This is a genomic window from Mycolicibacterium hodleri, assembly GCF_025822245.1.
GTDB classification, from domain to species: domain Bacteria; phylum Actinomycetota; class Actinomycetes; order Mycobacteriales; family Mycobacteriaceae; genus Mycobacterium; species Mycobacterium hodleri.
This window is the reverse complement of sequence record NZ_JACKTL010000026.1, coordinates 305,071-327,884: the sequence shown is the minus strand read 5'-3', so window position 1 is coordinate 327,884 and position 22,814 is coordinate 305,071. Positions and strand designations below refer to the sequence as shown.

The window sequence follows — 22,814 nt, the reverse complement described above, 5'->3', positions numbered from 1 at the left end:
CGTTCACCGCTGACTGGGCTGAGGGTTGAGTCGGTTAGTGCGCCGTCACCGGTCCGGACATGGGCTGCGGTGCGGGCAGCTTGGTCAATCGTTTCTTCAGGCGCGCGGTCTTACGCATTTGAATGATGAGATTGGTGGCGGTGAACATCGGGATTACGCCGAGGAAGGTGCGTTCGGAGGCCTGGTGGCCGTGCAGGTATTCCAAGCTGCCGAGGACGTAGAAGACGCCCAACGTCATGAACGCGGCGGGGACGGTGTACGCCAACGGAGCTCGGCGGATGTCGATGATTCGACCGGCGAGGTTCACTTCGTCTTCGGTCATGGGCTCGTCCTTGCGAAGCTTGCGGAGCGCCTTCTGATAGCTGTTGAGGTCATCGGCGCCCGGAAGAGTCCGAAGGGCCAGTAGTCGTCGAACGTAGACGAACGCAAGGCTGGCCAGCACGAGTTCGACGCCGAGGGCGACGAACATCAGCAGGCCCCACAAACCGAGGCCGGCGGTGTGTGTGCTGGTGTCGAAGGTCATCGCGTCACTCCGAGGAAGTCGGTGGGTTCGCTGAGACGGCGGGGGCGCATCCGGACCAGGGTGGGCCACCAGAACCACGGGCCGAGAAGCCTGATGAGTGCCGGTACGAAGAACGTTCGGACGATCAGGGTGTCCATGAGCAGGCCGATGCACACCGTGGAACCGACCTGGGCAATGGTCTTGAGGTCGCTGGCCAGCATCGCCAGCATGGTGAATGCGAACACCAGACCTGCGGAGGTGACCACACCACCGGTGCTGCCGAGCGCGCGGATCAGCCCCGTGTGCAGACCGGTGGTCTGAACCCCGGCGCCGATCTCCTCCTTGACCCGGGCGATGAGCAGCAGGTTGTAGTCGGAGCCCACCGCCACCAGGATGACGAACGTGATCGGCAGGACCAACCAATGCAGGTGCAATCCAATCAGGTGCTGCCACACCAAGATCGACAGCCCAAACGCGCCCGCGAACGAGAAGGCCACCGTGCCGGGAATGACGATGGCGGCTATCAGGCTGCGGGTAAGGACCAACATGATCAGGAAGATCAACACGAAGGCGGCGATCGCCACGATGGTCAGGTCCGACTCGGCGTACTGCTTGATGTCCTTGTTCTGCGATGCCGCACCACCGATGTAGATCTTCGACCCGGCGAGCGACGTTTCCTTCAGTGCGGCCCGGATCGCGTCGGGAAACTGGTTGACGTGATCGATGCCCTCCGGTGCCATGGCATTGCCCTCGTGGGTGACCACGAACCGCGCGGCCTTGCCGTCCGGGGACATGTTCAACCGCAGGTCGGTCTTGACGTCTACGTTGTCGAACCCTTCTCGGGGCATGTAGAAGTAGTCGTCACTGCGGGACCTGTCGAAGTCGTTGCCGACGTTGACCTGGTCGAAGTAAGTCTGGTCGGTCTGCGTGGACTGTAGATGGGCCGGGCCGTAATTGTTCACGATGACGGTCTGCAGCGCCTGAGTCTCATCGCGCGTGATCTTGAGCTGGGCCACCATTTGGGGCATCAGCGCGTCGACGGCCTGCAAATCGGTCACGGTGTTGTGGATCTGTTCGTCGAGCGCGTCGATGCCGTCCAAGGAGTCGAACAGCGAACGCATCGCGAAACACACCGGGATGTCGTAGCAGTGTGGCTCGAAGTAGAAGTAGGCCTTGAGCGGTCGGAAGGTGTCGTCGAGGTTGGCGATGTCGTCGTTCACCTCGTCGGTGACCGCTGCCAGGTTCTCCGCGGTGAGCGTGGTGGCGTGCAGATCGTCTGCCAACTGCTGGGTCAGGTCGATGGTCTTTCCAAGGGTCGCGACGGTCTGGGCCTGAATGTCGGCCTGCTGATCGGTGTTGTCGTTGGCGTGTTCGTTGAACGGCAATTGTTGACCCGCTGCGCCACCCTGGACGGTGAACAGGTAGGGCACGTTGGCGTGGTCGAGTGGTCGGCCCAGCGGTCGGGTGACGCTCTGCACCATGGCCACGCCCGGCAGCCGGACCAGCTCCTTGGCGACCCGATCCAGGGAGATGAAGTCCGCCGAATTACGCATGTCGTGATCGGACTCCACCATCAACATCTCGGTGAACAGCTTGCTGGGCGCGAAATGGCGATCCGCCGCGGCGAAACCTTCGTTGGCCGCGCCGGTCGGCGGTTGGTAGGCCCGATCGTCGTAACTCACGGCATAAGTCGGCACGAAGATCGCCCCAATCAGGACCACCGCCATACTCGCCACGAGGATCGGCACCGGCCAGCGCACCACACTCGCCCCGATCCGCCGGTACAAGCGGCCGCGGGTCGCCGTCTTCGGATCGAACAGCCCGAACAGGGAGCCCACGGTCAACAAGGCCGGCGCGAGCGTCAGCGCCGCGGCGATGGTGAACAGCATGCTGATCGCCACCGCGGGGCCCATGGTGTGGAAGTAGTCCAGCCGCGCGAACGTCAGGCAGAAGCATGAACCGGCGATCGTCAGCCCGGAACCGATGATGATCGGCGAGACCGCGCGGTAGGCGGTGTAGTAGGCCTCTTCCCGGCTTTCCCCCAACCGTCGCGCCTCGTGGTAGCGGCCCATCAGGAAGATGCCGTAGTCGGTGCCCGCGCCCAGCGTCAACGACACCACGATGTTCACCGCGAACGACGACATGGGAATGAACCCGTAGTGCCCCAGGGTCGAGACGAGGCCCTTGGCAATCAGGATCTCGAACAACACGCTGTACATGGGCACGGCGACGTTGGCTAGCGAGCGGTACACCAGCAGCAGCATCACCAGGATCAAGACGATCGTGACGATGGTGATGTTGTTGAGACTGTCGTTGGCGATGGACAGGGTGTCCGAGGCCATGGGTGCCGACCCACTGACGAAGACCTTGAGACCCTGCGGCGGCGGGTCGTCCTTGATGATGTCCCGTACTGCGTCGACCGACTCGTTGGCCTGAATCTGTCCCACGTTGCCCGCCAGGCGCAACAGGAGGTAGGTCGCCTTGCCGTCGATGCTCTGCGCGCCTGCCGCAGTCACCGGGCTACCCCACAGGTCCATCGCGTACTGGACGTGCTCTTTGTCGTCGTTCAGTCGGACGACCAGATCGTTGTAGTACCGGTGCTCGGGTTCACCGAGCGAATGGTCGGCCTCCAGCACGACCATCGTCAGGCTGGTGGAGTTGGATTCCTTGAACTTGTCCCCGATGTGCAGCAGCGCGGCCTGCGACGGCGCGTAGGTCGGCACCTCAGGGCCGGCCAGTTCGGTGGCGACGTCCTCGACCTTGGGCACGAAGGTATTGGTCGTGATCGCGAACAGTGCCCAGAAGATGATGATCGGAATGGCGAAGAGGCGCACCATTCTTGGGATGAACGGCCTTGCCGCTTGGTGCGCGCTCACGCGGACTTGACCCGGCAGGTGACATCGGCGTCCTGCCGGGTGGCGGTCTGTTCATCGCGAACGACGTCGTCGACCAACATCCGGCAGCCAACTTGGCCACCGTGCACCTGGGCTGAGATGCTCCCCGACACCACGCTGAGGTTGGTGGTTTCGACGTGCGACCACGGCAGCTCGGTCAAGTTGACCTCGTGCGGATAACCGTCGACGTCGATGTAGGACAACATTCCGCCGCTGCCGACGTCCCCGAAGAGTTCATAGGTCATGTGCTTGGGAGTGAACTCCTCCGGTGCCTGCGGCGGGGGCACCGCCATGACCGCGCCGGGCTCCGACGACTGGTGCGCCTTGTACATGCCCAGCCCGCCGACGGCGAGCGCCACGACGATCACCAGGGGCAGCCACGTCTTCGCCACTACGATCCTGGCGCTTGGTCGTCGACGCACTGAATGACTCCTCGAATTCCGTGCCAGGGTCCGCAATCGGGGCTCTCGACGCAAATCGTCGACCCGAACCGCTCGCCTGATTTTTATATCCGATCTACGATGAATTTTTCAACTGCCGGGCAGATTCACCGGCTATTCACAGCCAATCTCAAGGTGACGTCGCTACACATTTGCTCCAAACAACGCGCTTACGAGCGGATTTAGGGTGTTCCGATGAAACTCGACTAAAACCGCCGCACAGCCTCGGTTATTCCCCAATCATCACTTAAGTGATATAAAACTTCTATGAAACACCCAGTCGGGGACAGTGTGGAGAGCATCGCCGAAATGATCGAGCTCGGCACCGACCTGATGTGGCGCTACCTGATCGACCGTGGAGATCTCAGCGCCAGCGCCGCCCTCGTGGTGAACCGGCTATACCGCGAAGGTCCCATGCGACTGACCGCCCTCGCCGAAGCCGAGGGTGCCAGCCAGTCGGGTATGACGCAGCTCGTCCAACGCCTGGAGCGCCAAGGACTGCTGGAGAAGCGCAGCGATCCGAAGGACGGTCGTGCGTCGTTGGTGGTGCTCGGCGAGGCAGGACAACAGAATTGGGACAACCGAGCCCGTGTGCGTCGTCAGCGCATCGCGCAGCTGTTACCCGCGGTGTCGCATGACGACGAGGTGGCGCTGTGGCTCGCCGCCCAGGTCGTCATACGCGTTCTCGGACAGATGCGCCAAAGCGCCGGAGCGCTCGACCGGCCCGCCGCCCAGGCCACGGGTTGACTCGTCGACCTGATGGGTGTGGCTTCTCAGGTTTCATCCACAGTCAGCCTGCGGAACAGCGTCGACGGCGTGATCATCGCCCACGAGGCAGTCAGCCGTCACGTCCACGGCGTAATCTGGTTGCCACAGAACGGGATTGACGTCCGACTCCCGACCATGGGCGACGGCCTGCCATCCTTTTGCGGTGGCGTCGGGAGTCCTTGACCTTCTCGCACGTGAGAATGGCGCCAATGCCACTGTGGGCCGCTTGCGACTGTCGATCACACTCGCTACGGCGATTCGTTGACGTTGGAGGCCCATGAAGATGAAGTAGGCGATCGCCGAATGTGTTGCATTCCATCGCTTCTCGCTTCTCGCTTCATGCGTCACTGCTGAATGGTGCACTGGGCCTGCGTGCCGGCGCCCGGCCTGCGCCTGCGTGCGGTGCCAGCTCCGCCGAGGAAGGCGGAACGCCACGGCAACGGGTTTCGTGCATTCTCGATGGACAATTGCGCTGTTCGATGAACGGGGTGTGCGGAGCGCGTGTTGCTGCGCCACGTCAGGGCGTAACCGCCCAATCCCACACGGACATGTCGCCCTTGGGGTAGTTCATGCACACGTCGGTGGCGTGAGCGACCACGCCTTTGTTGTTGAAGAAGAGCTTGGCCCAGTTGCCCCAATGGGTGGCCACGTTCTCGTAGTAGACGTTGGTGGCGGTGTCTTCGGAGTACTGGCGGCGTGCCACGGCGTCCAGGGAGAAGAACCAGTGGATGCGGTCGAAGGCCTGCTGCTGGACGTCGGCGGGGCGGTTGCTCCGGTCGATCATGTAGCGCTCGAAGTAGATTGGACTGGTGTCGCGGGCGGCGGCCATGTATTGCTCGGTGTCGCAGGTGGTGATGATCATCCGGTGCGGGATGGGGAAGTCGTCGGTGGCGTCGGCGGCGGCCAGGTTGGCGGGGGCCAGCGCCACCGTCGCCACGGCGAACACGCCGAGGGCCACTGACCTCGTGATGGACCGCCGAACGACCGTTGTGGCGTCTCTCATCCCTGCTCCTCATTCTTCGTTGCCGCAGCAGAGGTATCCGCCGCCGACTGCAATGCCGGTGTCTGCTCGGGGCAGTAGACGTCGACGGCTGCCCCAAGGAACTGCCACACCTGCTGGGTGGACGTGGTGCGAGCGAGGTTGGTCTTGAGGAACCTCGCCGAGGCGAACGCGTCCCCGTCGACCCGGCTGGTCAACCGCTTGCAGGTGAGTTTGGCCAGCCAGGCGTTCTCGTCGCGGGGACCGTAGATGCCGTAGACGTGCAACTGGTTGGCGAAGTCGGTGTCGACGTCGGCGTGCGCGGGCGCAGGCGCGGCGAGGAAGACCGCGGCCATGGCCGCCGAGACGGCCTGCATCAGCCAGGTCACGGTCTTAGTCGACGTCATGGTCGCTGCCCCTCCTCCTCGGTGCCCGCGGGCGGTCCGGTTGCCGGGCGGCGTTGGTGGCCAAGCAATTCTCGGACGGAGATGCGCGAGCCGTATGGCTGCAACATCTGGCTGGCCGGTCGGGTACGCACGTTGAGCGGCCACCAGAACCAGCGACCAAGGAGAGTCGCAATGGACGGTGTCATGAATGCCCGGACGACGAGGGTGTCGAAGAGGAGGCCGAGGCCGATGGTGGTGCCGAGCTGACCAAGCATGACGAGGTCGCTGACGATGAAGGAGGACATGGTGGCGGCGAACACCAAGCCCGCCGCGGTGACGACCCCACCGGTGCCCGCCATCGCGCGGATGTTGCCGGTCTTCAGGCCGGCAGGCAGCTCCTCCTTGAACCGGGAGATCAATAGCAGGTTGTAGTCGGCCCCCACCGCCAGCAGCAGCATGACGGCCAGTGGCACGATGACCCAGTACAACTGGATGCCGAAGATGTACTGCCACACCAGTATCGACAGCCCCATCGACGCACCCAGGGACAGGGCGACGGTGCCCACGATGACCAGCGCGGCGATCAGGCTCCTGGTGATGAAGACCATGATCAGCAGAATGAGGCTCATCCCCGACAGCGCGGCGATCATCAGGTCGTACGTCGCGCCCTCCCCTATGTCCTTGTAGGTCGACGCCGTTCCGGCGACGTAGACCTTGGCGTCCGCCAGCGGGGTCGCCTTGAGTGCGTCGAATGCCGCGTTTCGCAGCGGGTCGATGTGCGAGATTCCGTCCGGTGTAGCGGGATTGCCCTCGTGGGTGACGGTCATGCGCAGGGCGTGGCCGTCCGGGGACATGAACAGTTTCAGGCCGCGCTGAAAGTCGGGGTTGTCGAAGGCTTCCGGCGGCAGGTAGAACGAGTCGTCGTTCTTGGCGTCGTCGAAGGCCTTTCCGAGCGCGGTCGCGGTCTTGAGTGCCTCCGCGGACTGAGCATCGGTGCCGGCCGTGGTGGCGTAATTCGAGCGCAGCAGGTCACGGTTGGCTTCCTGAACGGCGAGCTGGGGCGGTAACAGCGCCACCAGCTGCGGCTGCAGGGCGTTGAGTTTGTCCAAACTCGCCGTGATGGTCCCGAACTTGTCGGCGAGCTGATCGATGCCGTCGAGGGAGTCGAATACCGATCTCAACGCGGAACACGACGGGATGTCGAAGCAGTGCGGCTCCCAGTAGAAGTAGTTGCGCAGCGGGCGGAAGAAGTCGTCGAAGTTGGCGAGGTTGTCGCGAACCTGGTTGATGGTGTCGACGGTGTCGTGGAATGCCTTGGTCTGCTCGTCGGTGGCGGCGGCGCTGGCCTGCTGGAGCGCGAGCTGTCGTTGCAGGATGTCGATGGATTTGGAGGTCTGGTCGACCTGTTTGAGGATGTCTTGGGCCCTGGCCTGCTGGTAGCTGAGGTTCATGATGGTGCTGGCGCTGCTCGCGCTGATCTGAAACGGTATGGAGCTGTGGCTGATTGGCGTGCCCAGGGGCCGGGTGATCGACTGCACCATGGCGATGCCGGGGGTGTGCAAAACGGCCTTGGCCACCCGCTCGAGGACGATCATGTCCGCGGGGTTGCGCATGTCGTGATCGGATTCGATCATCACCAGTTCGGGGTTGAGCCGCGCCTGGGAGAAGTGGCGTTCGGCCGCGGTGTACCCGACCGCCGCAGGTGAGGTGGCGGGCACGTACGGGCGGGCGTCGAAGTCGGTCTTGTACCCGGGCAGCGCGAGTAGGCCGATCAAGGCCAGCGCGATCGACGCGACGAGGACGGGAACGGGAACGGGCCACCGCACGATGACCGTGCCGATGCGCCGCCAGCCGCGGGTGCGGGTCGCGTGCTTTGGTTCGAGCAGCCCGAAGTGGCTGGCCATCACCAGCATCGCGGGGCCTAGGGTGAGCGCGGCCGCCAGTGCGACCAGCACGCCGATGGCGGCGGGTATGCCGAGGCTCTGGAAGTAGGGCAGCCGGGTGAAGCTCAGGCAGGCCACCGCCCCGGCGATGGTCAGTCCCGAACCGACGATGACGTGGATGACCCCACGGAACATGCTGTGATACGCGGCTTCTCGATCCTCTCCGGCGGAGCGGGCCTCCTGATAGCGCCCGACGACGAAGATCACGTAGTCGGCGCCCGCGGCGATCGCCAGCAGGGTCAGCAGATTCGTCGTGTAGGTCGAGAGGCTGATGATCCCGGAGTTGGCGAGGAAGGCGACGACGCCGCGGGCCGCGGACAGTTCGACCATGACCGTCATCAGCATCAAGATCATGGTGACGAACGAGCGGTAGACGACGAGCAGCATCACCCCGATGACCGCGAAGGTGACCCCGGTGATCAGGATGTTCTCCGAACCGCCGATCTCGAACGTGTCGGTGGTCAGCGGCGCCGCACCGGTGACGTAGGCCTTGACCCCGGGTGGTGGCGGCGTGTCGGCGACGATCTTGCGGATGGAGTCGACCGATTCGTTGGACGTCGACTCACCCTGGTTGCCCACCAGGTACAGCTGCACCAGAGCGGCCTTACCGTCCTTGCTCTGTGAGCCCGCCGCGGTCAGCGGATCACCCCAGAAGTCTTGGACGTGCTCGACGTGGGGGTCGGCAGCCAGCTTCTTCACCAGGGTGGCGTAGAACTGGTGGGCGTCGGGGCCTAGGGGTTGGTCACCTTCCAAGACGATCATCGCGTTGCTGTCGGAGTCGAACTCTCCGAACACCTTGCCGATGTGCTTCATCGCCTTCAGGGACGGTGAGTCCGGCGAGCTTTGTGCCACCGTGTGTCTCGCGCCGACGATCTCCAATGTGGGGAGCAGCACGTTGGTCAGGGCGGCGACGGCGACCCAGAAGATGGCGATGGGTATGGCGAGTCGACGGATGGTGCGCGCAACCCTTGAATGCCGGACCGGGTCATCGACGCGGTGCTCGCTCATGCGGACTTGTCCAGGCAGGAGATGTAGCCGTTCACGTTGGTGGTGGACCTTTCGTCCTTGACGATGCCGTTGACGGTGATGCGGCAGGTGAGAGTGTCGGCATCCCCTTGCGCACGCAGGTCGGCGAATAGGGTGGGGTCAGTGGTCGTCAACAGCTGCGACCAGGGCAGCCTCGCGTCGTCGACCCGTTGGGGCTGGGCGTGCTCGTCGAGGTAGTTGATGGTCGCCACCGCCCCGGGACTGCCGAAGACCTCGAACAGGACCTGCTTCGGGTTGAACTTGCTGTTCTCTATCGAGTCCGCGCGTGGCCACGACACCACGTCATTGGAACCAAAGACGTCGTGCAGCCGGTCCACGCCGAAACCCGCGACCGTCACGACGAGCACCGTCACGATCACCGTCCAGCGTCGCTTGACCACGCTTACGACCGAAAAGCCTTTCACTGAAACGCCTTTCGGTTGTGGGCGAAGCGGTTCTGAGCCGATGCCCGCTCACCGATGAGCCGACCGCGATCACACGAGCGCCCGGCGAGGGTGGGTCTCCGGCGCCGCGACGGCGAGGTCGACGCATGGGTAGGTCCAATGCGCATCCGAGTTCCACCCCTTAATAGTTGGTTGGACAACTAACCTAACATCTCAATGGCCAGCGGGCGCGGGGTGATTCGGATGTGAGTTCCGATCCAGCGGGTGAGATGGTGACCGCCCATTCAAGGCCACCCGATTTGTCTTCGCGGCCCCAAGCCGGTAGGCGGGCGTCCTTTGGGCGCTATGCTTTAGTCAGTCAACCAACTCATGATGGCGGTGAACATGGTCGGGTCACGCAGAGCGCAGGGAGCCCAGAAACGTCAGCGGCTGGTCGAGGGTGCTCGCCGGATGATCTACCACCAAGGCGTCGAGCGTACGACGTTGGCCGATGTCGCCACAGAGGCCAACGTGGCCGTTGGGAACATCTTTTACTACTTCAAGACCAAGGACGAGTTGGTCGACGCGATCGTCGAAGGCTATTCCAACGAACGTGACGAGCTGCTCGCACGTCTGGATCGGCGACGGACACCGCGCGCGCGTCTGAGGGCTCTCGTCGACGAGCTCGACGCCACCCGTGACTCCGTCTCGCAGCATGGGTGCCCAATCGGAACGCTCGCCTCCGAGCTGGACAAGCGCTTTGGGATTGAAGCGTCCTCCCGCAGCCCCGAGCTGTTGGGTGTGGTAATCGACTGGGTTGAGCGGCAATTTCGTGAGATGGGACAACCCGATGCACGCGATCTGGCCGTCACGTTGGTTGCCGCCTACCAGGGCATCGCCGTGCTCACCCATTCCCTGCGCGACCCCGACATGATGCACCGCCAGATGGGGCGGCTGCTGCGTTGGATCGACGACGTGGCCGACCCCGCGGCCGAGGCGTCACTTCTCCCATGATGCATTGCCGTTGCGATGTGCCGTAAGCCTCGGTGTTCATCTGGGGCGCCGCGGCGCGGTCCATTCCTGGAGTGCCACGCGTTCTCAACCTTGGGGGCTAGCGGCCTTCACGACAGAAGGAGAGTTCTACATGAGCGTCACCTTGACGGACCCGCAGGGCCTGCCGAAAGTCGAGTTCTTCCACCAGGTGTCTATCGCCTCCGGTTCCAAAATCGTGTTCATGGCCGGGCAGGTCGCCTGGGATGCTAACGGAACGCTAGTCGGTGAGGGCGACCTCGCCGCGCAGGTCGAGCAGTGCTATCTCAACGTCGGTGCGGCACTCGCCGAGATTGGCGGCTCCTTCGACGACATCGTCAAACTGACCAACTACGTGACCGACTGGTCGGTGGACAAGATGCCCTTGGTGCAGGAGGGGCGCGCCCGAGCCTGCGCCAAACTCGGTGTCACCACGTTCATGCCGCCGGGCACCTTGATTGGCGTCGCCGCGTTGTTCGTCCCCGAGCACCTCGTCGAGGTGGAGGCGATCGCGGTGCTCGACTAGCACGCGCCCTCCCGCGACGAGGCCACGGCAACGCATTCGGGCCGTGAACGGGCCGAACGAGGGCCACCTGCGCCCCGAAGGGTCCGCGTGCGGACCATGTGATGAGAGGAGAACGATGGACTTCCTGGTTCGCGTGGACTTCAGCCGCGCCTACGACCTACCCGAGGACGAACGCACGGTTCTGCTCGAGCGTGAACGGTCAAGGGGCCGAGAGCTGCTGTCGCAGGGGGTGATTCGGCAACTCTGGCGGCTGCCTGGTACTCGGGCGAATATCGGCATCTGGTCAGCCGCTGATGCCAATGCCTTGGAGGAGGCGCTCGCCAGCCTGCCGATCCGGCCCTACACCGAGATCGACGTCACCGCACTAGCCAACTACACCCCATGACGGCCACCGCGTGCCGCCCCGCACGGCTCGGTGGTGATGCGCAATGCATTACATAGAGCGGTTCAGCAGTGCCGGTGTCAACGAGCGCTATGGCGTCAAGGAATTCACGCGCCTCCGAAACGGGGCGGTGGCCGTTGCGGTGCTGCAGCCCACCACCCCGGCCACGCAAGGAGCCGCGCCAACGGACTCCAGCAATGACGGTGACGTGCAGGCTCACTGACGAGCCGGTGCGCGTCGGGGCCTGAGCTCCTCGATGCGGTCGAGGACCTCATCGAGTGCCGTTGCGAGAGGGGCGGGGTCGCGGCGAACCTGCGCGAGCAGCATGCCGCCTTCGACCGCGGCCAGCAGCGCGGTCGCCAACCGATCGGGGCTGGCCTTGCGGCGCAGATCGCCCCGGTCGTACATGGTCTGTAGGCCCTCGCGGATCACCGCTTCCCACTGGTCGAATCCCACGGCGAGGTCGGCTCGACACTCCGGGAGGGACTCGGCCAACTCACCGGCCAAGGACCCGACCGGGCAACCACCCTGACAGTTGCGCTGGCCGAGGGTGTCGACGAGAAGGTCTCGCCAAGCTCGCAGGCCCTCCATCGTGTCCAGGCCGCCGAGCGTGGCCAGCAGAGCCTGGATGCGGTGCGCGACAACGGCCCTGATCAGCGAATCCTTGTCCGCGAAGTAGTGATACACCTGCGAAACGCCAACGCCCGCTGCTTTCTGGACGTCGCCAAGACTCGTGCCGGCGACACCGTGGTCGTGCATCAGTTGCGCTGCTGTTGCGACGATCCGCTCCCGCGTCGCGTGCCCCTTGGGGGTGAGCCGTCGCGGCTCGGTGACTGATTCGTTCGCTGCCATCACTTTTGGTCAGGTCTGGCGAGATCCGTTGCGCGGCCCCGCTCCCCTGATCCCCCTTCCCAGTCGTCATGCGTTCTGCTCGCGGTGCTGCGAACCGGTCGTCCGACCTACTGGGGTTCTACGGGGTACCGCCCGCGGCAACCTGAAAGTGAGTGTAGCCCCATCGCCCTACTCAGTGAACTCCACACTACATTCTGATATTCGATATCTAGAGCGACCGATACGGGGTCGCCACGCCGCGGTGAACCTGCTCCGTGCGACAAAATCATCCAATAACCTTCTGATAGGCCAGATTCAACGTCATGTCAGCTATGTCTCCCACCAGCCGACCCAACGGTTGACATCCGAGTCCCGAAGAGCAATTATGTAGTACGCACTACAAACAACACGTGTACGACTAGGGCAGTCGTCGCGTACAGAAGAAACACTGACGGCGACGTCGACACTCGGCGCGGCCTGCGCACAGACAACTACGCGACATCACAGCCCGAGATCTTCGGGCTGTTCCATCGGGCCGCAGCGACACGCTCACGGACGGCTTCTCCCGTCGGTGGCGCCGGCGCGAAGGCTCCATCGAGTCTCCATCGAAAGGAAATGACAGCATGGCTGCGACGTCTTCCAAGGCGGTTTTGATCACCGGTGCCAACGTTGGGCTCGGCAAGGAGGTGGCACGCCAACTCGCTCTTACCGGCGACTTCGACAGGATCTATCTGGCGTGTCGAAACGCCGACAGCGGGCAATCTGCCGCCTTCGACCTGCAGCGCCTCACGGGTAGGCCCATCTTCTCGGTCGTGCGGATGGACCTGACCGACGTGGACTCGGTGAGGTCCGCGCTGAACACATTGGATGGCCCACTGCATTCGGTGGTCATGAACGCCGGCGGCACCGGCGGCCCAACACCACTGGCGCTCACCGCCGACGGCGTCACGCATGTCTTCGGCTCGAACGTCCTGGGCCACGTCGTCCTACTCGAGAATCTCCTCGCCGCCGGGGCATTGACCAACGCCGCGGTCCTGGTGGGCAGTGAAGCTGCGCGCGGCGTTCGTATGATGCGGATGCCGCGGCCCACGTTCACCGACCACTCGGTGGAGGAATTCGTCAGCGTCATCGACGGTTCGTACTTCACGCAGCACGAGTTCAACACTTTCCTCGCCTACGGACAGGTGAAATACCTTGGTGCGTTGTGGATGTCGGCACTGGCGCGACAGCACCCCGACCTGCGGCTGCTCACGGTGAGCCCGGGCAACACCGCGGGAACCGACGCGTTGCGCGACATGGGCTCCGTCACTCGGGCGCTGATGAATCACGTCATGCTGCCCCACGTCCTTCCCGCCCTGGGCGTCGGACACCAGCTGGAGAAGGGCGCCAAGCGGCTGGCCGACGGAGTCACAGACGATCGGTTGCGCAGCGGCGTGTTCTACGCCAGCAGGCCAGGCAAAGTCGTCGGACCCCTCGTGGATCAGTCGGAGATCGTCGCAGACTTCAAGGACCCGGCGATACAACAGCATGCCTACGAAGCCATCCACCGCTTCGTGAAAGAGTCACGCTCACATCGACAATCGCCTCCCCACACCATCGGTGGCGTCGAATCCCGCTGACGGCCAGCGCCCACCGCCACGGTTACACGTCTGCCGCCACACGCGCCGCGGCGGCGGCCAGACATAGACGGACGAGAGATAGACCACGACACCGAGGAGTACATTCCGTGACCACACTTCACGAAGCAGCATCGCTGTCCAGCGACGAGCAAGGCCTGGTGGTGCTGTCGACGCTCCGGGCCGACGGCACCATCCAGTCGTCGTTGGTCAACGCAGGCGTGTTGGACCATCCCGCCACCGGGGAGACCGTCTTGGCCGTGGTCGCGGCAGGCCCCGTCAAGCTGGCGAACCTGCGCGCTCGACCCCAAGTCACCGCCACCTTCCGCAACGGTTGGCAGTGGGCGGCGGTCGAAGGCCGCGCCGAACTCGCCGGGCCCGATGACCCCCAACCCTGGCTGGACGCCGAAGGGCTGAGGCTGCTGCTCCGTGCGATCTTCACCGCAGCCGGCGGCGAACACGACGACTGGGACGACTACGACCGGACAATGGCCCAGCAGCGCCGAGCTGCGGTACTCATCCGCCCCGACCGGGTCTACAGCAACGGATAAGCGCTGCACGACAAAGCGTTTCGCGATCATGGTGCGCGACAGCGCGACGGACAGTGTGGCCGCCTCACCAGCCGAACTTCCGATCGGTTCATCTCAGAGGAGAAAGTGTTATGAAGGCGCTCCGCTTTCACGAATACGGCGACGTCGACGTCTTGCGCTACGAAGAGGCCCCCACACCTAGGCCCGGCCCCGGAGAAGTGCTCGTCGCCGTCGCGGCAACGGCGTTCAACCCAGTGGACAGATGGTTCAGAACAGGAGCCATGAAAGAGATCATGCCGGTGCGCCTTCCTCACACGCTGGGCCTCGACCTGGCTGGAACAGTGGTCGCCCACGGTCCTGGCGTCCAAGGTCCGGCCATCGGAGCCGAGGTCATCGGATTCCTACCCATGACCGGTCCCGGGGCCGGCGCCGAATACGTCACCGCCCCCGCCGAACTGCTGGTGTTGGCCCCCGCCACCATCGCACTTGCCGACGCCGCCGCGATTCCGGTCCCCGCGCTCACCGCCTGGCAGGCACTGTTCGAACACGGCAACCTCGTCGCCGGACAGCGCGTCCTAGTCAACGGAGCCGGCGGCGGTGTCGGCGGGTTCGTCGTCCAACTCGCAAAACGGGCGGGCGCCGAAGTGATCGCCACCGCGAGTCCCCGCAGTGCCCACGCCGTCGACGCCGCTGGAGCCGACCACGTCATCGACTACACCTCGACCACGATCACCGACGCACTCGACGCACCGGTCGATCTCGCCATCAATCTCGTCATCGGCACCGCCAAGGACACCGTCGCCCTGCTCGACGGCATCGTGCCCGGCGGGACCCTGGTGTCGGCGACCCAACCGGGTGGAGATTTCTCCGACCGTCCCCAACGGGTGGTGTTCTTCAGCGTGCGCAGCGACACGACGCAGTTGACCCAGATCGTCGATCTCGTCGACCTCGGACGGCTCCAACTCGACATCAAGGCGCGCCGTCCCCTCTCCGACACTGCGCAGGTGCACCAACTCAGCGAGGACGGCGCACTGCGCGGTCGGACCTTGCTGATTCCATGACGACGACGGCATCGTCCACGCAGTAGCACTGGGCCAGCCCCAGACCTCACCGCGCAACTCCTCGCGGCATGAAGGGCACGGCACGTTGCCCACGTCGCTGAAGTGACCGTGGCGAGAGCGAGTGTGCGCCAGCTATGCGGAGGACGCCCCATCAGCCCTTGGAGGCTCAGCGTCCTCACAGCGGCTCGCTGCGACGGTGGTCTGGTCGACGCCGCACAACCCGGCGGCGCGTGAAAGGAGAACCCACCATGCGTAAACGCCACGTAATCGCCGCGGGCATCGCGGCGGCAGCCATCTTAGTCGGCGGCGCGGGGGTAGTCGCGGCCGCCAATCCGTTGAACGGTCCACTCCCCCAGGGCCCTACGCCAACCGACACACCCGACGCGCCGGGGGTGCCAGACATCCCAGAACCCGGCGACACCCCTGACGCGGCCGACGCCCCCGACGTGCCGGGTCAGCCCGATCTGCCCGAGCCGGGCGACACCCCGGACTCGACCCCAGCGCCCGCACCGCCGACCCGGTAGCCGGCTTCCACGATGGCCGGCCGCGGCCGACGCGTCCTCCCCCTGACGCGCCCGGTCGCGGCCTCATCGCCGCTGCCCCTGGAAACCCTCGCTCAACGCGGGAAGGATGAGCACCCGTGAAGGTCTTGATCGTCGAGGACGAACCGCGGTTCGCCGCCACCCTCACCATGGGCCTACGCGCGGAGGGGTTCGTGGTCGTCCACGCCGACAACGGCGTCGACGGCCTCTGGGAGGCAACCGAGAACACGTTCGACGTCATCGTCCTGGACATCATGCTGCCGGGCCTGAACGGTTATGAGGTACTGCGCAAGCTGCGTGCCCGTGAGGTGTGGACGCCCGTCTTGATGCTGACCGCCAAGGACGGTGACTACGACCAAACCGATGCCTTCGATCTCGGCGCAGACGACTATCTCAGCAAGCCCGCCGCGTTCATCGTGCTGCTGGCGCGACTGCGCGCCCTGCTGCGTCGCGGCGCGCCGCAGCGTCCGGTCATCTTGACCGCGGGTACCCTCACCCTCGATCCGGCACGACGGGTCGTGGAGCGCGATTCCACGCCGATAGAGCTGACGCCACGCGAGTACGGCGTGCTCGAATACCTTATGCGCCACAAGGACACCGTCGTCACCAAGAACGACATGCTGCAGCACGTCTGGGACGCTCATTACGCCGGTCCGGACAACGTGGTAGAGGTGTAATTAGGTTACGTTCGCCGCAAGATCGACACGCCATTCGGCACCAACACGATTCAGACGGTCCGCGGAGCCGGATACCGGTTGGACTCCGGAGAGTTCGTCACCGAAAGCTGACAGATCCGGCCATGCCTCAACCGCGGCCACCCGCGTCGTACGAGCCGTCGGCGACGCTGACCAGCGGCAGTTGCACCACGAATAGCGCACCTCCCCCGGGCCGGTCTTCGATCGTGACGTTGCCGCCATGTGCAGCAACCACTTCCGAGACAATGGCAAGCCCCAATCCGGCTCCGCCGCCGCGTCGAGACCGGTCGGAGTCCAGTCGCACGAACCGGTCGAACACGCGTTCTCGCTCCGCCTCCGGGATGCCGGGACCGTCGTCGCCGACGGTCACCACGGCGTTGCTCCCATCGCCATGGACCCTCAGTTCCACCAGCGACGTGGCGTGCCTCGCTGCGTTGTCGAGGAGGTTGCGCAGGACGCGGGAAAGTCCGCTGGGATCGCCGACGAGACGCGTCGGCGCCAAGTCGGCGTCGACGGTCATCGTCGTCCTCCTGAGGAGACGTCCCATCTCGTTCGATGCGATGTCGTCCAGGTCGACGTCTCTGCGCTGCAACGCTAGTCCGCGTTCATCGGCACGAGCGAGCAAGAGGAGGTCTTCGACGAGGGACTCCATCCGCTGCGCCTCGGGGCGCAAGGTGGCCGACGCGAATTCGTCGTTGAGAAGTTCCGGGTGCGCTTGCGCGACGTCGAGTGCTGAGAGGATGGCAGCAACGGGACTACGCAGTTCGTGGGACGCGTCGCCGACGAAGCGGCGCTGGGTGTCGTGGCCGGACTCGATGCGGGCCAACATTTCGTTCATGGTGACCGCGAGTGCGGAAATCTCGTCGTAATTGGTCGGCACGGGAACGCGCTCGGCGAGGTCCGAGGTGCTGATCTCGGCGACCCGTGCGCGAATCGCGTCCACGGAGAGAAGCGAGCGTCCCACCAAGCCATAGGTGACCGCCGCCGAGACCACGGTGACGATCGGCGCCGCACCCATGAGCAAGACCAGGACGGTCTTGACGGTCGACTCCACGCCTTCGCTGCCCGCCCCGACGAGGATGGTGTACCGACCGCCCATGGCGTCGACGGTGTCACCGCTGATGCGCATGTCCCCGTCGCGGGAGGCGTGATCCGACAACCCGGTTCGCAGGCCGCTACCAAAGGCGGCCACGTCGACGAGCGGTGCATCGGGTGCTGACGCCGAACGCTTGATGACGGTTCCCGATGCGTCGACGACCTGTACCGCAACGATGCGCTGATCGGTCGCCATCAGTGCAGCGTCCAATTCCGGGCCGGTGTCGAACTGCAAGGCCGCGACGATGTCCCGGACCCGGCCCGCGGCCGCGTCGTCGACGCCGGAGAGCAGCGAGCGGTACAGGATGAATGCCAGACCCGCACCGGCGAGGACGAAGGCCACCAGCACGACTGTGGCCGCGACCAGCGCCGATCGAGCCGAGATTCCCCAGTACCGCGGCCGCCACCAGGTGCCCGGGCGTCTCAAGTGAGGCACGGGCGCTCCCCCGCGGTGGTCGGCATGGTCCCTTTCCGCTTCGACGGAACGCATTCGTCGCAGCGCGACTGTGCGGATCATGCCATCCGCGACGGCGGCGGGACGGGTGACTCGCATGGTTGCCGGCCGGCCCGCACGTGCACCGGTGCCAGCGTGGCGAGCGCCACCGAACCTCCGAGCACGGCAAGTCCACCGAGCAGCGACCCGCCGATCACGTCGGTCAGCCAGTGCACACCGAGATAGAGGCGGGTGGTCGCGACGCCGACCGTCGCGACCAGAACGCACGCCACCAGTAGGCAACGCGCCGCAGCACTCGCGCCGCGACCCAGGACAACGGCCACGATGCCGACCAGAGCCAACGTTCCCGTGACGTGTCCCGATGGGAACGTCGGATCCACCTCGAGCAGCAGCTGTACCGACCGTGGTGGACGACGGGCGGCCACGACGGCCTTGGTCATCGTGCTCACCCCGGTCGCCGCCCCCAACGTAGCGACCACGACGAGGCCAGGGGCCACCGAGCGACATCGCCGCCACAGCAGCACCGCGGCGAGCGCCGCGAGCAGGGCCATCGCGACCGGACTGCCGGCGTTGGTGACGGCGATCGCCAGTGTCGTCGCCCACCGGCCCCGGTGATGGACCATCCACTCCAGGACGGCGTGATCCACCGCGGTCCCGCCCCCGGCAGTGTGTGCGACGGCGGCCAACCCAAGGAAGAGCAACAACATCGTCGACGCGAGTACGAGGATCGCCGCACGAGGCCGACGGTCGCCAGGTGGTTGGAGCTGTCGTGCAGGGTCATCCCGACGATGCAGATGCATGGCGCCAGCATCGGGATGGATCCCTGTGATCACGCTGAGGACCCATCGGACCGACTCTTCTCAGCGGCGTCTCAGCGACGTGTCCGTACGTTTCCGATTCGTGAGCGAGACAACGAGATCGGCGGAGGCCACGACGCGCCGCCACGTGCTGAGCAAGGTGCCGGAGATCACCGTGTGGTTCTGGGTGATCAAGGTGTTGTGCACGACCGTGGGGGAGAGTTTCGCCGACTGGATCAACGCGAGCCTCGGTGTCGGACTGAACGTCACGGCGATCATGTTCACCGTCGTGCTGGCCGTCGTCCTGGGGTGGCAGTTGACCCTGGACCGGTACAAACCGTTCGTCTACTGGTTGACGGTCGTCCTCGTCAGCGTGACCGGCACGCTTTACACCGACATCCTCACCGACGATCTCGGCGTAGCACTTGCCTTGAGTACGAGTGTGTTCGCCGCGACGTTGGCAGTCGTGTTCGGGGTGTGGTGGGCCAAGGAACGTACGCTGTCGATCCACAGCATCACCACCATGCCTCGCGAATTGTTCTACTGGCTGGCGATCCTCGTCACGTTCGCCCTCGGCACCGCTGCGGGCGACTGGACCCTGGAGCTCACCGGCTGGAGCCCCGGCATCGCGGTTCTCCTGCCCGTCGGACTGATCGTCGCCGTCGCCGTCGGCTGGAAACTCGGCGCCAATGCGGTTCTGTCGTTTTGGCTCGCCTACATCCTCACGCGCCCACTCGGCGCCAACCTGGGTGACTGGCTCGGCTTTTCGGCTGATGAGCATGGTCTCGGGCTCGGCGTCGCCATCACCAGCGTGATCTTCTTGGCGGCGATTCTCGCCACCGTCATCTACCTCACGGTCACCCACGCTGACGTGATCGAGGAGACCAACCCACCCCAGGCGGCCAACCCCGGTCACGAGAGGGTGATGCTGGCCTATTTCGCCGTGGTTGCCGTCGCCGCCTCGGCGTTGCTTGGGTGGGCCCACGCCCAACCCCACGGCGCACCCCCTGGAGCGGAGGGCCCCGCGGTGATCACCGCGATTGCACCCGGCCAGGCCACCGCGAAGTTCCCTCCTGCCGACCTCGCAAGTCTCCACACGATCACCTTGGACACCCTGATCAAGGTGAAGGCAGGTGATCAAGCAGGCGCGACGGCCAGTGCCGAGAACCTCGAAACCGCCTGGGACCAAGCGCAACCCACACTCGAGCCGATGGACGAAGACACCTGGACGGCCGTCGACGGCCGCATCGACGCCGTGCTCACCTCGATCCGGGCCGCCAGTCCCGATCCCGCCACCGAGACACACGCCCTCGACGACCTGCTGACTGCACTGGTGTAGCCCAGCACCTCGACGAGCGGACGAATCGAAGTGTCAGAACGCACCGACCGACTGCCACACGACGACACGTCGCCGACGCCGCCATACGTCTCAGACGATGAAATACCGACGGATGAACGGTCTTCGACACCGGCGTTGTCGCGCGGGTACCACGTCAGACCCCGGCGGCAACTCGGTCAGGTGACCGCCATTCTGATGTCGGTTGCGGCGACGACAATCATCATCGGGTTCGCGTTCGCCGCGGGGTTCGTCGCGGGATCCGAACATGGCGTCACGCATCACCGCGGCGGCGATGACCACAGCCAGCGTGAAAGCGGGTCACCACGGCGGTGACGATTCACACGGGTCAGTCGACGCCCGCGGCGGATCCGGCGGTAGCGGCTAAGCCCGGGGCTCACCCCGTCGGCGGTGAATGATTGACGCGAGCCGACCGGCAGCCGCGCCCCACCCGTGGGATTGCGACACGACTGGCTCGGAGCGCGCAATCCGGCCGCGCGCCACCAGTTCACCGGTGACCGCAACACCGCACGCTTGCGCGAGCAGAAGAGAGACCAACACCATCACCTGGACCGCGCCGGCCTGCGCCGCGGACCCCGTCGCCAACAAGACACCCACGAACGCGCCGGGCAGCGTCACCAAACCGGCCGTGCGAGCTTGATCCAGGTTGGGAAGCAGCGCATCGGAGAGCGGCCGCTCGATCACCTCCATCCGCGAGTCACGCTCGGACAGACCAAGACTCAGCGCCGCCTCGACTTCCCCTGAACGTAGGCTCAACGCGTCGAGTGCGCGGCGGGCAGCCACCGCCGCGGCGGTCATCGTGCCGCCAAGCACGATTCCGAACACCGGAACGAGCGCAACCCCGGTCAACGGCACCACCCCGGCAAGAAGCAGAAGCGGTATGACCGCGGACATCCCGACCGCGAGCGACAGCGCCAGCCACAGCGATCCGCGGTCGGCTTCGCTACGGCGGGCCGCCGTCACCGCAGCCACCGCGAACATCACCATCAGCACCAGCACCGAAGACCACAATCGTGACATCGCCGCGGCCAGCACGGTGGCGACGGCCGCCAGCTGCACCGCCGCACGGACGGCGGCGCCTGGTACGGGCCACCAGGAGCCTCTGAGGACGAACTTCGAGACGAGTCCCGCCGCCACCGCCATGACGACACACACGACGACGAGGCCCGGGCCCAGCAGCGGTTCACTGTTGCTCACACCCCAGTGTCCCAATGCGCGCGCCCGGCTAGGTGACGACCAACTTCACGGTCGCGACGTTGCTGTCGACGGTTCCGTCGTTCACTTTGTAGGTGAAGGAATCTTCGCCGGTGAAGTCCTTGGTGGGCATGTAGCTGAATGCCAGTTGGTTGCCGTCGAAGAACAACTTCCCGTGCTGCGTACCGGTGATCAGTGTGCCGACCAGCGTGTCGCCGTCGGCATCGGAGGATCTGTTGGCCAGGCTGAAGCCGATGAATCCGTTCTTCGGGAAGGGAATGGTGTCGTCGGCGACGACTGGCGCATCGTTGACCGAACTGATGCTGATGGTCACGGTGACCGGAGCCGAGGACGTACTGCCGTCGGACACTTGGTAGGTGAACGAGTCGGCACCGTTGTAGTTGGCCGCCGGGGTGTAGGTGAAGGAGCCGTCGGAGCGCACCTCCAACCCACCAAACGCCGTGCCGGTTGCCGCCGAGACGAACAAGTCTGGGCTGTCGGCGTCGGTGTCGTTGGCTAGTACGCCCGGAGCGCCGATGGTGAGCGTGCCATCCTCCGCGAGTGAGTAGAAGTCCTCGTTTCCGACGGGTGGCTCGTTGACTCCGGTGACGGTGATGCTCACGGTCACCGGTGCGGAGACGGCGATTCCGTCGGTGACTTGATAGGTGAACGAGTCGGAGCCGACGTAGTACGCCGCCGGGATGTAGGTGAAGGAGCCGTCGGAGAGCAGCTCCAACGAGCCATGCGTCACGCCGGTTCCGTCGATGATGAACAGATTCGGACCGTCGACGTCACTGTCGTTGCCGAGCACTCCGGGGGCGGCGACGGTGAGCGTGCCACCCTTGGCGACGGTGTAGGTGTCGGGGGTCGTCACCGGTGGGTCGTTGACCGGGGTGATGGTCACGGTCGCGGCGTTGCTGGTCAGTCCGGCGTCGTCCTTGACGGTATAGGTGAAGTTGTCGGAGGTGACCTCGGCGCCGTTCGAGGCGTAGGTGACGGTGCCGTTCGGGTTGACGGTGACGGTGCCGGCCGTGGGTTGCCGGACGATCACGACCGTGGACTCGTCGACGGTGCCGTCGGCATCGGTGTCGTTGCCGGTGAGCACGATCGTCGTGGTCCCGCCCTCGGCCACGGTGGCGACGTCGCCGTTGGCCACCGGNTCGTCGACGGTGCCGTCGGCATCGGTGTCGTTGCCGGTGAGCACGATCGTCGTGGTCCCGCCCTCGGCCACGGTGGCGACGTCGCCGTTGGCCACCGGCGGGTCGTTCACCGGGGTGATCGTGACTGTCACGGTCGCGGCGTTGCTGGTCAGTCCGGCGTCGTCCTTGACGGTATAGGTGAAGTTGTCGGAGGTGACCTCGGCGCCGTTCGAGGCGTAGGTGAC

21 protein-coding genes and 1 pseudogene are annotated in these 22,814 nt (G+C 65.1%); 10 read left to right on the top strand and 12 right to left on the bottom strand.

Annotation, left to right across the window (positions count from 1 at the left end):
* Window positions 1-34: 34 nt before the first annotated feature.
* The 3 genes from H7J06_RS09765 to H7J06_RS09755 are packed head-to-tail and all read right to left on the bottom strand — an operon-like array spanning window position 35 to window position 3,728.
* Window positions 35-523 (bottom strand): hypothetical protein, encoded by a 489-nt coding sequence (locus H7J06_RS09765; RefSeq protein ID WP_264038549.1) that lies wholly within the window; start codon window positions 521-523, stop codon window positions 35-37.
* Window positions 520-3,339, bottom strand: coding sequence for an MMPL/RND family transporter (locus H7J06_RS09760; protein WP_264038788.1), 2,820 nt, complete (start codon window positions 3,337-3,339; stop codon window positions 520-522). Before H7J06_RS09760 ends, H7J06_RS09765 begins: the two co-directional genes overlap by 4 nt.
* A 35-nt stretch (window positions 3,340-3,374) precedes the next feature.
* Window positions 3,375-3,728, bottom strand: a complete 354-nt coding sequence (locus H7J06_RS09755) for an MmpS family transport accessory protein (protein WP_275079234.1) — start codon at window positions 3,726-3,728, stop codon at window positions 3,375-3,377.
* Between the two features lie 375 nt (window positions 3,729-4,103).
* Here H7J06_RS09755 and H7J06_RS09750 point away from each other — a divergent pair, with 375 nt between their 5' ends.
* Window positions 4,104-4,583 (top strand): MarR family winged helix-turn-helix transcriptional regulator, encoded by a 480-nt coding sequence (locus tag H7J06_RS09750; protein ID WP_264038547.1) that lies wholly within the window; start codon window positions 4,104-4,106, stop codon window positions 4,581-4,583.
* Window positions 4,584-5,121: 538 nt separating this feature from the next.
* Here H7J06_RS09750 and H7J06_RS09745 read toward each other — a convergent pair.
* From H7J06_RS09745 to H7J06_RS09730, 4 genes are read right to left on the bottom strand one after another with little or no spacing between them, the layout of a single operon-like run.
* Window positions 5,122-5,607 (bottom strand): DUF5078 domain-containing protein, encoded by a 486-nt coding sequence (locus tag H7J06_RS09745; RefSeq protein ID WP_264038546.1) that lies wholly within the window; start codon window positions 5,605-5,607, stop codon window positions 5,122-5,124.
* On the bottom strand, window positions 5,604-5,990 hold the full coding sequence (locus H7J06_RS09740) for a DUF732 domain-containing protein (RefSeq protein WP_264038545.1): 387 nt from the start codon (window positions 5,988-5,990) through the stop codon (window positions 5,604-5,606). Before H7J06_RS09740 ends, H7J06_RS09745 begins: the two co-directional genes overlap by 4 nt.
* Window positions 5,987-8,920 (bottom strand): MMPL/RND family transporter, encoded by a 2,934-nt coding sequence (locus H7J06_RS09735; RefSeq protein WP_264038544.1) that lies wholly within the window; start codon window positions 8,918-8,920, stop codon window positions 5,987-5,989. Before H7J06_RS09735 ends, H7J06_RS09740 begins: the two co-directional genes overlap by 4 nt.
* The gene (locus tag H7J06_RS09730) at window positions 8,917-9,363 is read right to left on the bottom strand and encodes an MmpS family transport accessory protein (protein ID WP_264038543.1); all 447 of its coding nucleotides are present in this window, start codon (window positions 9,361-9,363) and stop codon (window positions 8,917-8,919) included. The genes H7J06_RS09735 and H7J06_RS09730 overlap by 4 nt, the downstream gene beginning before the upstream one ends.
* A 351-nt stretch (window positions 9,364-9,714) precedes the next feature.
* Here H7J06_RS09730 and H7J06_RS09725 point away from each other — a divergent pair, with 351 nt between their 5' ends.
* The 3 genes from H7J06_RS09725 to H7J06_RS09715 all read left to right on the top strand — a co-directional run bounded on the left by H7J06_RS09725 (window position 9,715) and on the right by H7J06_RS09715 (window position 11,261).
* Window positions 9,715-10,335, top strand: a complete 621-nt coding sequence (locus H7J06_RS09725; RefSeq protein WP_264038542.1) for a TetR/AcrR family transcriptional regulator — start codon at window positions 9,715-9,717, stop codon at window positions 10,333-10,335.
* A gap of 130 nt (window positions 10,336-10,465) precedes the next feature.
* Entirely contained in the window at window positions 10,466-10,876 is a 411-nt protein-coding gene (locus tag H7J06_RS09720) for a RidA family protein (protein WP_264038541.1), read from the top strand.
* 115 nt (window positions 10,877-10,991) lie between these two features.
* The gene (locus H7J06_RS09715) at window positions 10,992-11,261 is read left to right on the top strand and encodes a muconolactone Delta-isomerase (protein WP_264038540.1); all 270 of its coding nucleotides are present in this window, start codon (window positions 10,992-10,994) and stop codon (window positions 11,259-11,261) included.
* A gap of 213 nt (window positions 11,262-11,474) precedes the next feature.
* On the opposite strand, the gene H7J06_RS09710 is transcribed toward H7J06_RS09715, so the two are convergent.
* Entirely contained in the window at window positions 11,475-12,110 is a 636-nt protein-coding gene (locus tag H7J06_RS09710) for a TetR/AcrR family transcriptional regulator (RefSeq protein WP_264038539.1), read from the bottom strand.
* Window positions 12,111-12,712: 602 nt separating this feature from the next.
* Between H7J06_RS09710 and H7J06_RS09705 the strand changes: the two genes are divergently transcribed.
* The 5 genes and pseudogenes from H7J06_RS09705 (at window position 12,713) to H7J06_RS09685 (ending at window position 16,626) form a co-directional block, all read left to right on the top strand.
* The gene (locus tag H7J06_RS09705) at window positions 12,713-13,708 is read left to right on the top strand and encodes an SDR family NAD(P)-dependent oxidoreductase (protein ID WP_264038538.1); all 996 of its coding nucleotides are present in this window, start codon (window positions 12,713-12,715) and stop codon (window positions 13,706-13,708) included.
* A 107-nt stretch (window positions 13,709-13,815) separates the two neighbouring features.
* Complete coding sequence (locus H7J06_RS09700) at window positions 13,816-14,256, top strand: TIGR03618 family F420-dependent PPOX class oxidoreductase (protein WP_264038537.1); 441 nt, start codon at window positions 13,816-13,818, stop codon at window positions 14,254-14,256.
* A 110-nt stretch (window positions 14,257-14,366) separates the two neighbouring features.
* Window positions 14,367-15,296 carry an NADP-dependent oxidoreductase gene (locus H7J06_RS09695; RefSeq protein ID WP_264038536.1) on the top strand — a complete coding sequence of 310 codons (930 nt, stop codon included), beginning with the start codon at window positions 14,367-14,369 and terminating at the stop codon, window positions 15,294-15,296.
* A 248-nt stretch (window positions 15,297-15,544) separates the two neighbouring features.
* A complete protein-coding gene (locus tag H7J06_RS09690; protein WP_264038535.1) occupies window positions 15,545-15,820 on the top strand; it encodes a hypothetical protein in 276 nt (91 codons plus the stop codon).
* 116 nt (window positions 15,821-15,936) lie between these two features.
* Window positions 15,937-16,626 (top strand): annotated as a pseudogene (locus tag H7J06_RS09685) (response regulator transcription factor).
* A gap of 16 nt (window positions 16,627-16,642) precedes the next feature.
* On the opposite strand, the gene H7J06_RS09680 reads toward H7J06_RS09685, so the two are convergent.
* Both H7J06_RS09680 and H7J06_RS09675 read right to left on the bottom strand, forming a co-directional pair.
* On the bottom strand, window positions 16,643-18,118 hold the full coding sequence (locus tag H7J06_RS09680; protein ID WP_372515276.1) for a sensor histidine kinase: 1,476 nt from the start codon (window positions 18,116-18,118) through the stop codon (window positions 16,643-16,645).
* Between the two features lie 23 nt (window positions 18,119-18,141).
* A complete protein-coding gene (locus H7J06_RS09675) occupies window positions 18,142-18,789 on the bottom strand; it encodes a phosphatase PAP2 family protein (RefSeq protein ID WP_264038533.1) in 648 nt (215 codons plus the stop codon).
* A gap of 193 nt (window positions 18,790-18,982) precedes the next feature.
* On the opposite strand from H7J06_RS09675, the gene H7J06_RS09670 reads away from it, so the two are divergent.
* Window positions 18,983-20,218 (top strand): COG4705 family protein, encoded by a 1,236-nt coding sequence (locus H7J06_RS09670; RefSeq protein ID WP_264038531.1) that lies wholly within the window; start codon window positions 18,983-18,985, stop codon window positions 20,216-20,218.
* A 381-nt stretch (window positions 20,219-20,599) separates the two neighbouring features.
* Here the strand turns inward: H7J06_RS09670 and H7J06_RS09665 are convergent, their stop codons facing one another.
* Both H7J06_RS09665 and H7J06_RS09660 read right to left on the bottom strand, forming a co-directional pair.
* A complete protein-coding gene (locus tag H7J06_RS09665) occupies window positions 20,600-21,433 on the bottom strand; it encodes an ABC transporter permease (protein ID WP_264038530.1) in 834 nt (277 codons plus the stop codon).
* A gap of 28 nt (window positions 21,434-21,461) precedes the next feature.
* Window positions 21,462-22,814: Ig-like domain-containing protein (locus H7J06_RS09660; RefSeq protein ID WP_264038529.1), on the bottom strand; the 1,353-nt coding region annotated here is incomplete at its 5' end.